This window comes from Pseudodesulfovibrio indicus (assembly GCF_001563225.1).
Taxonomy (GTDB): Bacteria; Desulfobacterota; Desulfovibrionia; order Desulfovibrionales; family Desulfovibrionaceae; genus Pseudodesulfovibrio; species Pseudodesulfovibrio indicus.
Genome location: NZ_CP014206.1, coordinates 1365963 through 1379391, shown reverse-complemented (window position 1 = coordinate 1379391; position 13429 = coordinate 1365963). Strand labels below are relative to the sequence as shown.

Genomic DNA, 13429 nt, shown 5'->3' with positions numbered 1-13429 from the left:
GGTACTAATCTACCTGTACTGGAATGATCCTCGAATCATGGTATTGGTTCTGAACAATACAGCAATTTATCCAAAGTTCCTTTGCTAAAACTCATATGATACAGATAGATAGTATCAATATATTTATCTACGATGCTAACTAAAGATCTGACTGAATCGCAATAAATTCCATAGCTGTTCCATCTACAACGCCCCCGACACACTTCAAATAGATCACACACATAGCATCTTGTATCGGGCTGATGCAATGAAGGCGTTAAAGAGTCGGAATAAATGTTTCCCATTGAGCAAGCTGCAGTGTCACCATGGACGTTATCGCCAGCTCCTTCGGGGCATACGAATATATTGCCATCCACATCTATAGTAATACCTTTATATCCAGATAGGCAGTGAAGATAATTATGCTTTTCTTTAACACCTTCCTTTCTAATCATAGCTAATGATAAAAAAGGTAGTATGATTTTTTTGCAAGTACCAGAATCGATATCTTCAAGCCACCTGTTCATTAGTATTTCATAACCAGTTATCAATTTTGAAAGAAAAACTTTTTCCGATCCATCTAGTCGACTATCAAGTTGAAAATGAATGTAATCAAAATGTTCATATAAGCTTAGAAGGTCTTTCCCAATATCCCCATCTTCAGTAATAGTAGCACGCCCAATAACGAGACCTTTATACCCAACAGACTGAAGCCAATTAATAGATTCACAAATTTTATGATAGACTTCACTTCCTCTGGAGTTAGAAATTGTATCACACGTTCCATCAAATGATATGTGAATTATTTCCAGTTGGTTAAGAGCTTCAATTGGGATTTTACTGATCAAAATGCCATTTGTTTGAATCTGAAATGAGGCGTTTCCTTGAAATTCACTTGTGTAAGTATCAATAATTTCTGTGATATATCGGATATTACAAAGTGGCTCACCTCCAAAAAAAATAAATGTTGGATGTGTGCAATTCACTTTATCTAAATAGTTCTTTAGTTCTGATTTGCTGTATGTCGGCGTTCTATTTATGCCTCTTTTCTCATAACAATATTTACATCTTAAATTACAAGAAGTAGTTGTGTGCAAATTAATATATAAATCATGCGGTGGATTTTTTGTCAGTTTGTAGTTTGATAATTCCAATATATAATTAGGCACATAAGATCTCTCTAAGTAGAAGACTTTAACCTTTTCGGGCAACTCCCAGAACGCTCTAATCTGACTCCTACAGTTACTTGAGCCACACATGCATTGGACGGGCTTATCTTCATAGTTTATCGTAGTCGAGTAATCCCAAGTTAGCTCTTCTCCCAATTCAATATATTTTATTGCTTGGAAAGCAAAACCATCTTCATAGGAGATAAAAGCACAGTTTGGGTCGCAGGAATGGTTTAAGAACTCATCTATTGACTGTTGTGCCTTGGACCCTTTCATCGGACCAAGATATTCGTTTACTCCGACTTGAACAAAACGGTCACTAGTTTCATCATATGAATCTAGAAATTCCTTAGTGCTATAAAGTTCTCCATCTATAGATGTAATTATTGCACCTTTTTGAATGTTTTGCTTAGCGTATGCGCCAATTCCAGAAATATCACTGTCTTTTATGGTGACATCAATACCCGTATCCGACTTAAGCACTCTTTCAGATTCGAGACATATAGAATCTTTTGGAATTTCTTCCCAAAAAATGCTTAGATCATGCATTTTTTGCCGCAACTTACCCCAAAGCGAATTTTGAATAGGCAATTGGGTGGCATTGCAACCATTATTTGGTTCAATCAAAGATTCACGGATTAAATCACAGAAAAAGCGGACTGAAGCACTTACCTGGAATTGCACAGAATTTATATGATATTTTCTCCATGTTTCGTTATGATCAATGCTCCATCCGTAGACTTTAGAAACACCTCTATCAGCATCTGAAATCTTAACCACAATCGTATCATTTCCAAAAAGCTCTTGTTGGCTATCAGGAAGGTAAAGATGATTTTTTGCGCATTCCATTTTATCCGACAAAATATTCATTACATCATCACTGAAGGAATATGCATAGACGCAATTTCTAACCTTTATATTTTTTAAATCATGTAAATTCCATATATCCTCATGTCCAACTAAACGTGCAGGAATAATTTCTCCAAACCATGAAATATAGCCTATTTGCGTTGGTGCTGAGCTTGCTTCAATTAGATCATTGTTGTGTATCTCAAGCGTTGGGGAAAGTACAACTTCATCAACCAAAGTATCAACAGACCAGCTTACAGGAGCATTCCCTTCAAATTGGTTTGCTGTAGAGATGGTATCTCTTTCAAATATCGTAATGTCAATTTTTTCTGAATCTTTGAAATGCTCGAATATGACAAAACGAATCATTATTTCAATGATGCCCGGATTTAAACCGCAACACATCAAAAATGTATTACCATGCTCATTTACCTGCTGGTATGTATAGGGCATTAGTTCAGAGTATCGATATTCGTCCTTATATTTTATTGAACTACAGGCTGTATCTATATATATGGAATCAAATTCATTGATAGTCTGTCTAATTTTATATGTATCTAATCCAGCTGTTAGATTTAAAAAGAATATTTTGTCTTTGCTGATACTTTCTAAGAATTGGTGGAAGCTTGTGTCATCTGATATGTCCAACTGTTTAAATTTAACGAAATCATCATTACAGTCCATTAATTTAATATCAACAATATAGCAACATGAGAAACTCCTGATATAATCTGAGTACATACTATAAAAAGCCGTCCCAATGGATCCAAAACCGGCTATAATCAATGTATATTCATGCATGAGATCAACCGCATATAAATTATGGAGTTACATCTGTAAATTGAACGAAGTATGCTGACTCACTATATATGTCATCTACTGATATCATTTTTATCTTCATGACATCTCTTATTTCATCGATGTACTCAGAAACAACTGCAACATGCAAACGCAACAATTGGCAATATTGATTTACTCTTACAGCGTTACTTGTAATTGCTTGTACTGGGCATCTGCCTCCACAGTAGGCATGAATGCCACAATCATAGCAATTTAACACTTTCTTATATTCAACTAGATGCGATAGGTCTTGGTCATTAATACTGATGGACCCATCATCATTTATCCTGCCTAGACTATATTCCATCGGAAGATCAGCGCATGTTTGTATATTCCCCGACACAATGTCGTAATTTCTGGATAACTCGACTCCACATGCTGAAGAACCCCGATTTTTCCTGCATAGCAAATATAAAATTAATTCATTTATATGCAAGATTGACAAAATCGAACCGCAAACTTTCATCCGATCAATGTATGTCCTCATGATATAGTGAAGATCATTCTCGTAATCTTTTGAGAAAGATCGAAGGTCGCAGAATGGATCATCCTCCTCAACAAAATGCCAAAAGAAATGGTTAACCAAAGATTCTGACTCGAGGCTAACAAATGAATTGAAAGCACTTCTTAAAGACTGCTTTTCTCTTAATGTTGTCCACATCAGTTTTTGTGCTGAGCATTTTTTGTCTCTGAGTTGTCGCAAGTTGTCTACTATCTGCTTGTAATTTGTTCCTATCCGGATATTGTCATGCTGCTTTTGCTCGCCATCTATCGAAATAGAGTAAAGCCAAATATTATCTAGAAATATATCATGTGTAGATATGGCTTCAGGAATATTCATTCCATTGGTGTAAAGCATATATTTTATGTGACATTTTGACGGCTTGCTGTTCTCAAGGATTTCAATTGTTTTTATGATAGAACGTGGAGCAAGAAGAGGTTCTCCTCCATAAAAACACACTGCAACATCAGTAGCATTATCCCTATTAATTAATTGGATGATTGCTGCCGCATCTCGCTCAGGAACACTATCATGATTTTTTTTGATCGTAGAGCTGTTAAAAGTAATACAAGAGTTTATACAGCCTTTACACCCTGCATTACACTTCATGGTTACCGTTAGATGGATGTAAAGTGGAGTATGCTCTTTGGGATAATCCAGTGCGCATTTCTTATTATGAATAATGACTGCATCATGTGCACTGAGGTCACCATATTTATCATGAATAATATTTTCTACTTTCAATATACTTATCCTCTTTGATTATCTTCGTTGAATATCAACTTGAGCATTTATCCAGTTATCAATCCGATCTTTGTCAAACCACACGGGTTCTAATCTTTGAAGCTAGAATCTTCCCCTTTCTAGTCATAGATAGCACTTGGATCGTCTTATCCTAACTAAAGGAAATGTTATTAACTCTTCAAATCTTCGCCATCTTGTTATCACGTCAGCTTTTCAACGGCAATATTCTGCGGCAACAAGATTCTTCTCATGTCATCGACATCATGCCCCGAGTCTTTCACAATGAAAACTCAGATACCGTTGCAGTTCCGTAGCATTGGCCTTCGCCGTGACCTGTCCCTCGTCACGGTTCAGGACTGGTACAGCCGGGCCGTCCTTTCCTGGCGGCTCTCAAACACGATGAATGCCGATTTCTGTGTGGCAGCCCTGGAGGAAGCTATGAACCGCTATGGCGTGCCGGATATCTTCAACACGGATCAAGGGTCGTAGTTTACCAGCTACGAATTCACACGGACGCTCAGGAAAGTGGGAGTGCGCATCTCTATGGAATGGCCGTGGCCGATGGATGGACAATGTCATGGTAGAGCGCCCGTGGCGTTCGCTGAAGTACGAATGCATCTATTTGCGGGAGCTGGAAACGGGAAGCGATCTGAGGCGGACCTTGGCTTGGTGGTTTGATTTCTACAACACACGCCGGCCACATTTCACTTTTGACGGCAGGAAGCCGATGGGAATATATCAGAATGGCTCCAGGCCAGAGGCGGTACCCCCTCTGGCCTGGACCGAAAGAGCGGCGTAGCTCGTAAACATGTCCACCTTTAAATCGCCGTTCAGTGGTCCGAAGAACCGAGGCCACTACTCAACCTATTTACTCGAAAACAACCCCACTCTAGGGACGTTGTCCTTTGAGAATTAAAAATAGCAGCAAATGAAAATGACGGTAGATTGATTCTATCGATTTTTTGCCCAATCCGAAGATCTAGACAACATGTCACTCTAGATAGAGGACATCGTAAGTCGATTTGAGGTGTTAGGTCTTGTTGGACCACTCCGCGGCATTTTAGATGAATAGAATTGTCCTAGGTCATTTGGGCGGTTATCAGAGGCGAATATATGAAGTTGTTCGGTTGTTAAGTTTTGGGCCAAGTTTTAGCGGATCTTGACCAAAAACCTTACCGAGATGAGAAAATCAGTCCAATAATATCCAAAATACATACATTAAATCAAGTAGCTACATACATACTCAACACATAGTTCTTACACATATGCCAGTATAGAAGAGGAAGGCGGCCCCGTATTCCGAGCGGTGCAGGTCGTAGCGCAGACACCCCTCCTCGCCCCGGACCAGGGGGACGACCTTGAGCAGTTCGCGTTCAAGGGATGCTTCGCTCCCTTCCTTGGCCATGATCGAGGCCGATACGTACGTCGGTGCCATTGGTACTCCTTGTGTTGGCCGAGGGGGGCATGCCCCACGGCGCGGCCAGCCTAGCCCACCGCTTTTCGGAGGGCAACCGGACGGATGTGGTCCGGCGCGATAAAACATTGTAACCCCGGGCGCGCGACGAACGATAAAAGCAATGGAGCCCGGACGCTCCACGCGCAGGAGCGGTCCGGGGGAATCGACACGGGACCCGCCTTCGCGCAGGCTGCGGACGGAGAATCTTCCTCCTCCGCCGCGGGCCGGGCGCAGTCCTTTCGACCCGTCAGCCCCAACGCTTCGGGCACCGTCTCCCGCCCTGCATGGGACAAGGTCGATCTCCGCGGGGCCGCGCCCGTGTGCGGCCCCGCAACGAAAACCGGAACGTCTCCACTTGTGGCCGGGCGCTCCATGGGGCATGTTGGAATGCATGACTCCACAACGGTAAAAGGGTCGAATGGCCGGACAACTGGAAGACGTACAGGTCATCGAGCGGGTGCTCGATGGCGACCGGGACGCTTTTGCGCTCCTGTTGCAACGGCACGAGGCCCACGTGGCCCGGCTGGTGTCCGCCCATGTCCCGGCGGGCCAGTCGGCCGAGGTGGCCCACGAGGCGTTCATCCGCGCCTTCAGGGGATTGCCGTCCTACCGTCCGGTGAAGCCGTTCAGGAACTGGCTGACCACCATCGCCCTCCGCTGCTGCAAGGATTACTGGCGAAGGGAGTACCGGAACAGGGAAGCTCCGGTGTCCGATTTGAGCGAGGACGGGCAGCGCTGGCTGGACACGGCGCTGGCCTCGGACTCCAGGGAGACGTTCGAGACCCAGGTCCGGCAGCGGGAATACAGGGAGATCCTGAACGCCGTGCTGGCCCGACTGGCCCCCCTGGACCGCATGGTCCTGACCTTGAGTTACATCGAGGAACGGACGACCGGGGAAACGGCGGAGATGCTCGGCATCAGCGTACCCAACGTCAAGGTGCGCGCCTTCCGGGCGAAACGGAAGCTCAAGGGCTTTCTCAAACGCTACGGCATCCAAGGAGAGGAGCATGAAGCGTAACACCATCATCGAATCCTTTCGCGAGATATTGCGCCAGGGCCACGAGGCCCGGCCCCGGTGGCGTCCCGACCAGGCGTGGCGCGACCGCGTCATGGCCGACGTGGCCGCACTGCACGGTTCGGCCATGGCCGGGGAGCTCGACCGGCTGGCCCCGCGCTTCACCCTGGCTGCGGCGGCCCTTTCCGGCGTCTGCCTGCTGGCTTCGGCCTGGGTCCTGCGCGATCTCTCCATACAGATCATGGTCTCCCTGTCGAGCCAGGCGCTCCATTACGGGACCTTCGGTCCGGGAATATAGGGGGCCGCCATGCTGAGATGGAAGATATGGACGGCATTCGGCGCGGTGTTCCTGGCGGGCGCCCTGGTCGGCGTGTTCGGCACGGGCGTGTTCCTCAAAATGCGCTTTGCGCCCCCGTCGGACCGGGAGACGTACCGGGCGGAAATGACCGAACGGCTGACCCGGACCATAGCCGACGGGCTCGAACTGACCGCGCCCCAGACACAGGGCGTCCGCGCCGAGGTGGCTGAAACCCTGATCCGGCTGGACGGCGTGCACGCCGAGCTGCGCCCCCGCGCCCAGGCGATCATCACCGAGGGCATCGAGCGGGTGAAGCAGGCCCTCCCCGAGGCCAAGCGGCCCGAGTTGGACGAGCTCATCGAGCAGACGAGAAAGCGACCCTTCGGCCTCTTCCGCCTGCCCCCGCCCCCGCCGCCGCCCCCCTTCCCTTAGGGGCCGGTGCTAAACCCCACCCAAACGAAATCCCCTTGTCCGCAGGGACCAAAGTTGATAGGGGACTGTTTCCACAGGCAGCCACCCTGCGCCGCACGGCGCAAGGGCATCCCGGCAGGACAACGCATCCCGGTGCGCACCGCCGGGACTGCAGCAACAAACGGCGCGCCCCCGCGATTTTCGCGCAGGTGCGCCAGCTGCAAGGCGCAAGGAAAGTTCAGGACCGCCGCGTATTCTTCATACGCAAGGGTCTGAAATTTCCGCAGCAACGCCCCAGACGGCGCGCCCCCGCGATTTTCGCGCAGGTCCGCCGGCTGCAAGGCGCAAGGAAAGTTCAGGACCGCCGCGTATTCTTCATACGCAAGGGTCTGAAGTTTCCGCAGCAACGCCGCAGATGGCGCGCTCTCGCGGTTTTCGCGCAGGTGCGCCAGCTGCAAGGCGCAAGGAAAGTTCAGAACCGCCGCGTATTCCTCATACGCAAGGGTCTGAAGTTTCCGCAGCAACGCCCCAGATGGCGCGCTCTCGCGGTTTTCGCGCAGGTGCGCCAGCTGCAAGGCGCAAGGAAAGTTCAGGACCGCCGCGTATTCTTCATACGCAAGGGTCTGAAATTTCCGCAGCAACGCCGCAGATGGCGTGCCTGCGCGAAAACCGCACGGAAGCGTGTCGGCACCGGTGTGTCGCTTGGTCTTCAAAACCAATGTGTGGCAGTGATGTCACGGGCAGGTTCGACTCCTGTACGCTTCCGCCAATGGCTACAAAAAGGGGACAGTCCGAAGACTGTCCCTTTTCTTTTACGCGATGATCCCAGCGCCGGGCCTGCGCGCAAGCGGCAGGACTTGTCCGGCAAAGCGGTTATCCTCTTTTCATGCTCAATCCGATTCGCCGCCGTTGAACATCGATGCTGAGCACGGTCACTTCCACCTCTTTGCCGGCGGCCACGACGTCCGAAGGATCACGGACAAAGCTGTCCGAGAGCTGGCTGATATGCACCAGGCCGTCCTGATGGACGCCGATATCGACGAAGGCCCCGAACTTGGTGACGTTGGTGACGATGCCGGGCAGCTTCATGCCCTCGTGCAGATCCTTGATGTCGCTCACACCTTCGGCAAAGGAAAACACGCTGAACTCGGCTCGCGGGTCGCGGCCGGGCTTGGCCAGTTCATTCATGATGTCCCGGAGGGTCGGCAGGCCCACCTCATCGGAAACATACGCTTCGATGTCCACGCGAGCCCGGGAATCCTCATTTGCGACCAGTTCGGAAACAGAGCACCCGGCGTCCTTGGCCATCCTTTTCACCAGCTCATACCGCTCGGGATGGACGGCGCTGCCGTCGAGAATCTCCTTGCCCTTGACGCGGAGGAATCCGGCGGCCTGTTCAAAGGCCTTGGGGCCAAGCCGGGGCACCTTGAGCAACTCGCGCCGTGAAGCAAACGATCCGTTCGCGTCGCGGTAAGCCACGATGTTCTCGGCCAACACCGGGCCAAGACCGGAGACGTGGGTGAGCAGCTCCACGCTGGCGGTGTTCAGGTCCACGCCTACGGAGTTCACGCACCGCTCCACAACGTCGTCGAGCCCCTTTTTCAAGGCGACCTGATCCACGTCGTGCTGGTATTGTCCCACGCCGATCGACTTGGGATCGATCTTGACCAGCCCGGCCAGCGGGTCCATGAGCCTGCGGCCGATGGAGACGGAGCCGCGCACGGTGAGATCAAGGTCCGGGAACTCGCGCCTGGCCGCTTCGGAGGCCGAATATATGGAGGCACCGGACTCGTTGACCAGAATGACGGGAATACCGAGCCCAAGCTCGCGCACAAAGGTTTCGGTCTCGCGGCCCGCCGTGCCGTTGCCTATCGCCACGGCTTCGACGTCGTACCGTGAACACAGATTGCGCAGTATGTGCGCCGCGTCGGCCTGCTGCTTCTTCGAGCCGGTCGGGTAGATCGTGGTGTGATCCCGGAGTGCGCCCTGGGCGTCGAGAACGGTGAGCTTGGCACCCGTTCGAAAACCGGGATCAAGGGCCAGCACGCGCTTCTGGCCAAGGGGCGCAGCGAGCAACAGCTCGCGCAGGTTCGAGGCGAAGACGCCAATGGCTTCGGCGTCCGCCCTCTTCTTGATTTCCGAACGGACCTCGTTTTCGATGGAGGGGCGAAGCAGTCGCTTGTAGCAGTCTTCAAGGGCCGCCTCGACCTCCCGGGCATCGGGGCCGGAACCGTGGACCAGCTCGCGGACCAGCAGGGCCACGCCGTCATCGTCCGCCGGTCGCAGAGAGAGCCGGAGAACCTTTTCCTTCTCGCCTCTGAACATGGCCAGGGCCCGATGTCCCGGCACGCGCACAAGCGGCTCGTCCCAGTCGAACCAATCCCGGAATTTCTGCCCTTCCTCCATCATCTTCTTGACGACCTTGGACTGAAAACGGCCCCGCTTCACGAACAGGACGCGGAGGGCACCGCGTATCCCGGACCGCTCGCTGACGTCTTCGGCAATGATGTCGCGCGCTCCGGCAAGGGCGGTCTCAACGTCGGGGACACCCTTGTCGGCGTCGACAAAGCGTTTCGCCTCCAATGCGGGATCAACGCCCACCTGCCTGAAGATCAGCTTTGCCAAAGGAGCCAGGCCGCGTTCCTTGGCAATGCTCGCGCGGGTCTGGCGTTTGGGACGGTACGGAAGATAGATGTCCTCAAGGATCGTTTTGTCCCTGGCGTTCCCGATGGCTGTTTTGAGTTCATCGGTGAGGAGGTCCCGTTCGGCCAAAGAGGAAAGGATGGAGTCGCGGCGCTTGTCCAGTTCGGCCAGCTCGGTGAGCCGGTCGCGGATCTTGCCGACGGCCACCTCGTCCATGCTGCCCGTGGCTTCCTTGCGATAGCGAGAGATGAACGGGACCGTGGCCCCTTCGCCGAGGAGAGAGGCCACGGCCTGTACATGCCTGCCGGAGAGCGCCAGCTCTTTCGAGATGCGCTGGATATGATTGTCGTTCAAGCTGTTGTTCCTGTTTCTTGTACTACATGGGTGATTGTCTCTTCACCGGGACGGCATCCCTGGCCGGCGAATCGACACACTCCCTATCATGGCCTCCCTGCCGACGCCACCGTCCTTGGGGGCTTCCCCTGCATTGCCCTCCACGGCCCTTTCGTCTTGGCCCTGTATGGTGAACCGCCCTTGGAAAGCCGACGAGCACCGGCCCTCCCGAGCGCTCCCGCCGATTTTCATCCTGACGCTCACCGATGCCGTTCCGCGCGGCGGATTCCGGCCACCGGCAGGGCGGGACAAACAAAAGAGCGCCTGCCCTTCGAAAGAAGGACAGGCGCTTGAGCCGTCAGGCCTGGTACGGGAACTACCAGCGAGGACGCTCTTCGCGGGGCTTGGATTCGTTGACCTTGAGATTGCGGCCACCGAATTCCTTGCCGTCGAGAGCAGCGATAGCTTCCCGGGCGCCGGCATCGTCCATCTCGACAAAACCGAAGCCACGCGGGCGGCCGGTTTCGCGGTCCTCGATCAGCTTCACGGAAGTGACTTCGCCAAACGCCTCGAAAGCGGCGCGCACTTCGTCTTCAGTGGTGGACCAGGACAGATTGCCGACATACAGATTCTTAGACATTCAAATTCTCCAAAAGAGTGATAATGTATGGCGCCCGTGCGCCGAAAAAAGGGAGCCGCGTACAAGATGCGTACACGGCTCCTCGATAGACTTGTAAACTTGAAACCAGCGCTGGCCACAATTTGACCGCGCCTTCACGGGTGCGGCTGGTGCAAGCCGTATTCATCCCCCACTTGCGCCCATAAGTCAAGAAATATTCGATAACAATGAAAAATAGTTAGTAAAGCACACCCAAACCCGCGACAAAGCTGCAGAGAATCAACCTGTTAGGGATGAAACCGAGACAGGCCCGGGTGCGCTTGTCCAGATCGGGAACAGGTCGATCCGGAGACGGCCCTTCCCTTTCCCCCATGCCGGACCGGAGCGCTTCCGCCCTCCCCCATATCTCTTCGACGGCCGAACAGTGCCGACCATGCAAAATTTCGGGCAGCGCATTTTCCCTCCTGTAAAAATTATGATAACGCATATCCATAAACAGGAGGTCCAAGAGGGGAGGACGACAGCAAAGGAGAGAATTATGAGGAGACCATTCCTTTCAACGGCGGCGGCCATCGCCGCCCTGCTCCTGGCCGCGGGGTTCGCCTTCGGCTACGGAGGCGGAGGCGGAGGCGGAGACATCGGCGGGGTGGGCAGCACGAATCTCTACGGCAACACCGGCACCACCGGCCACGGGGCCACGGTGAACAACCCGGCTGCGTACACGCCCTACTGCAACGGGGTCACCGACAGGGACTCCTACATGGCCGAGCGCCAACGGCTCGATCAGGAGTACGAAGCAACCCAATCGGCGGAGACCCTGGAACAGATCCAGCATGGCGTCTTCGTTTCCCAACTGGCCTGGAACGAGAACCTCCAGGTCACCCCGGGCGTCCGCCACCTGGCCTTTGTCCTGGAGTGCATGATGGCCCAGGGCGCGATTCCGCCGCGCCACGCGGACACCATTCTCGGCATCTACATCCTGAACCAGGTCCAGAACGGCAACATGCCGGACCCTTCGCAGACCCCCGGCGCGTGGGAACTCAGCGCCCCGGCCGTCAAGGATGAGGGGACCGGTTCGCAACAGACCGCAACGGCACCTCCCGCTCCCGCCGCTCCCGCTGCTCCCGCCTCTCCTCCCGCACCGACCACCACGCCCGCCCAGTTCCAGAACGACATCCACGACCACCAGTCCGCCCAGGCCGCGTTTCAGCAATACAGGGACACCCACGAGCACAGCGAGATGAGCGGACTCATGGTGAACTTCAACGACGAGGAGCAGGTCAGCCTGGTCATCTCGGCCATCGCCTGGGACGAGACAAAGGACCTTGATCCCGCCACCCGCAAGCTGGCCGTGGTCCTGGAGAGCATGATCGCCAGCGGCTCGATCACCCCCCGGGCGGCCTACGCCATGCTCGTGATACGAACGATCGGCAAGAACGGCTGATCCGACACCAAAGGGAGAAACAATGCGAAATCAGACAAGACATATCGCTGTTGCCCTGCTCTGCCTGGCCCTGGCCACGGCGGGGTGCGTATCGGCCAACAAGAACACGGCCGCCACGGCGGTCGCGCCCGCGCCGACCTACCAGCCCATGCTGGACGGCGAACTCGCCGGGCACCAGCAGATCGCGGCCCTGACCCTCGACCTGGCCCGCAGGAACATCCTGCCGCCCGGGCCGGACGTGACCCTGGCCAAGGACGCCTTCGTGCGTCTGCCCCCGGCTCCCCAGGGGTTCCGGGAGACCGGCTCGGCAGTCTCCGGCGCGGCCCAGCCTGGCGACGGGCTGTATTCCCTGGAGATGGTCAGGACCTTCGAGGACGGCTACGGCCGCCGGTCCGCCGTTCTGGACCTGGCGGTCTACACCCTCTACAAGCCGGACGGCCGGGCCGACAAGGCCAGGGCCGAAGCGCTGCGCGCCGACTACGTGACGGCCATGCGCGGCAGCTCCGGCGAGACCCGCGCCGAGATCGGCCAGGCCGTGGCCGACTACCAGCGCAAGGCCGGGCTGCTCCCGGACGGCGTGCTCGGCCCGCAGACCGCCGCGTCCCTGGCCGCGTCAACGAACATCCAGGAATTCCAGGCGCTCACCTCGACCCCGCTGTACACGGCCAGCCCGGAGATAGAGTTTCACCTCCTGGACGAGAGCTACGGCCGCAACGCCCCCGCCACCTACCTGAACGGATACGGCAGCCTGCTCGCCGTACGCCAGCAGGCGGTCCAGCCGGAACAATACGCCGCCACCGTGAAGAAGGGCGGCCAATACCTGGCCCTGGTCTACTTCAAGGACCTTCCCGCCCCCGGCACCCTGATCCAGATGGCCTTCTCGTCCAGCGCCGGGTCCCCGGGCTCCCGGTCCGATTCACAGTCCCCGGTGATGTACGCGGAGGGGACCGACTGGCCCGTGATCGTCACCCCGGTGACCCTCAAGAACACCTCCGGGAGCCTCTACGCGCATGTGCTGGTCAATGGCCGGATCAACGGCTCCATAAAGCTCAAGTGACCGCCGACCGCTCTGCCCGGAAACGGGGGACGTCCTGACGGGCGTCCCCTTTTCATTGGAATAACTGACT

At 53.8% G+C, this 13429-nt stretch carries 11 protein-coding genes, 1 tRNA gene and 1 pseudogene; 7 read left to right on the top strand and 6 right to left on the bottom strand.

From position 1 onward, the window contains the following. Positions 1 to 35 precede the first annotated feature (35 nt). Positions 36 to 2681 carry an SET domain-containing protein-lysine N-methyltransferase gene (locus AWY79_RS18165; RefSeq protein ID WP_158509860.1) on the bottom strand — a complete coding sequence of 882 codons (2646 nt, stop codon included), beginning with the start codon at positions 2679 to 2681 and terminating at the stop codon, positions 36 to 38. 136 nt (positions 2682 to 2817) lie between these two features. Then, complete coding sequence (locus AWY79_RS18160; protein WP_133987002.1) at positions 2818 to 4083, bottom strand: radical SAM/SPASM domain-containing protein; 1266 nt, start codon at positions 4081 to 4083, stop codon at positions 2818 to 2820. Positions 4084 to 4416: 333 nt separating this feature from the next. Between AWY79_RS18160 and AWY79_RS19325 the strand changes: the two are divergent. Further along, positions 4417 to 4882, top strand: a pseudogene (locus AWY79_RS19325) (transposase); the annotation flags it as partial. A 444-nt stretch (positions 4883 to 5326) separates the two neighbouring features. Here AWY79_RS19325 and AWY79_RS06380 read toward each other — a convergent pair. Beyond that, a complete protein-coding gene (locus AWY79_RS06380) occupies positions 5327 to 5518 on the bottom strand; it encodes a putative quinol monooxygenase (RefSeq protein WP_066801736.1) in 192 nt (63 codons plus the stop codon). 439 nt (positions 5519 to 5957) lie between these two features. On the opposite strand from AWY79_RS06380, the gene AWY79_RS06375 reads away from it, so the two are divergent. The 3 genes from AWY79_RS06375 to AWY79_RS06365 are packed head-to-tail and all read left to right on the top strand — an operon-like array spanning position 5958 to position 7284. Then, complete coding sequence (locus AWY79_RS06375) at positions 5958 to 6557, top strand: RNA polymerase sigma factor (RefSeq protein WP_066801735.1); 600 nt, start codon at positions 5958 to 5960, stop codon at positions 6555 to 6557. Further along, positions 6547 to 6852 carry a hypothetical protein gene (locus AWY79_RS06370; protein WP_066801734.1) on the top strand — a complete coding sequence of 102 codons (306 nt, stop codon included), beginning with the start codon at positions 6547 to 6549 and terminating at the stop codon, positions 6850 to 6852. Before AWY79_RS06375 ends, AWY79_RS06370 begins: the two co-directional genes overlap by 11 nt. Positions 6853 to 6861: 9 nt before the next feature. After that, positions 6862 to 7284, top strand: coding sequence for a hypothetical protein (locus AWY79_RS06365; protein ID WP_066801732.1), 423 nt, complete (start codon positions 6862 to 6864; stop codon positions 7282 to 7284). Here AWY79_RS06365 and AWY79_RS06360 read toward each other — a convergent pair. Further along, the gene (locus tag AWY79_RS06360) at positions 7281 to 7982 is read right to left on the bottom strand and encodes a hypothetical protein (protein WP_078063641.1); all 702 of its coding nucleotides are present in this window, start codon (positions 7980 to 7982) and stop codon (positions 7281 to 7283) included. The genes AWY79_RS06365 and AWY79_RS06360 overlap by 4 nt on opposite strands. On the opposite strand from AWY79_RS06360, the gene AWY79_RS06355 reads away from it, so the two are divergent. Further along, a tRNA-Sec gene (locus tag AWY79_RS06355) sits at positions 7939 to 8032 on the top strand. The genes AWY79_RS06360 and AWY79_RS06355 overlap by 44 nt on opposite strands. A gap of 104 nt (positions 8033 to 8136) precedes the next feature. On the opposite strand, the gene AWY79_RS06350 is transcribed toward AWY79_RS06355, so the two are convergent. Continuing rightward, entirely contained in the window at positions 8137 to 10260 is a 2124-nt protein-coding gene (locus tag AWY79_RS06350) for a Tex family protein (protein ID WP_066801727.1), read from the bottom strand. 355 nt (positions 10261 to 10615) lie between these two features. Continuing rightward, positions 10616 to 10879: an RNA recognition motif domain-containing protein gene (locus AWY79_RS06340; protein ID WP_066801723.1), complete on the bottom strand. Its 264-nt coding sequence runs from the start codon at positions 10877 to 10879 to the stop codon at positions 10616 to 10618. A 517-nt stretch (positions 10880 to 11396) separates the two neighbouring features. On the opposite strand from AWY79_RS06340, the gene AWY79_RS06335 reads away from it, so the two are divergent. After that, positions 11397 to 12302, top strand: coding sequence for a hypothetical protein (locus AWY79_RS06335; RefSeq protein ID WP_066801721.1), 906 nt, complete (start codon positions 11397 to 11399; stop codon positions 12300 to 12302). A gap of 22 nt (positions 12303 to 12324) precedes the next feature. Next, on the top strand, positions 12325 to 13359 hold the full coding sequence (locus AWY79_RS06330) for a peptidoglycan-binding domain-containing protein (RefSeq protein WP_066801718.1): 1035 nt from the start codon (positions 12325 to 12327) through the stop codon (positions 13357 to 13359). Positions 13360 to 13429: the final 70 nt, after the last annotated feature.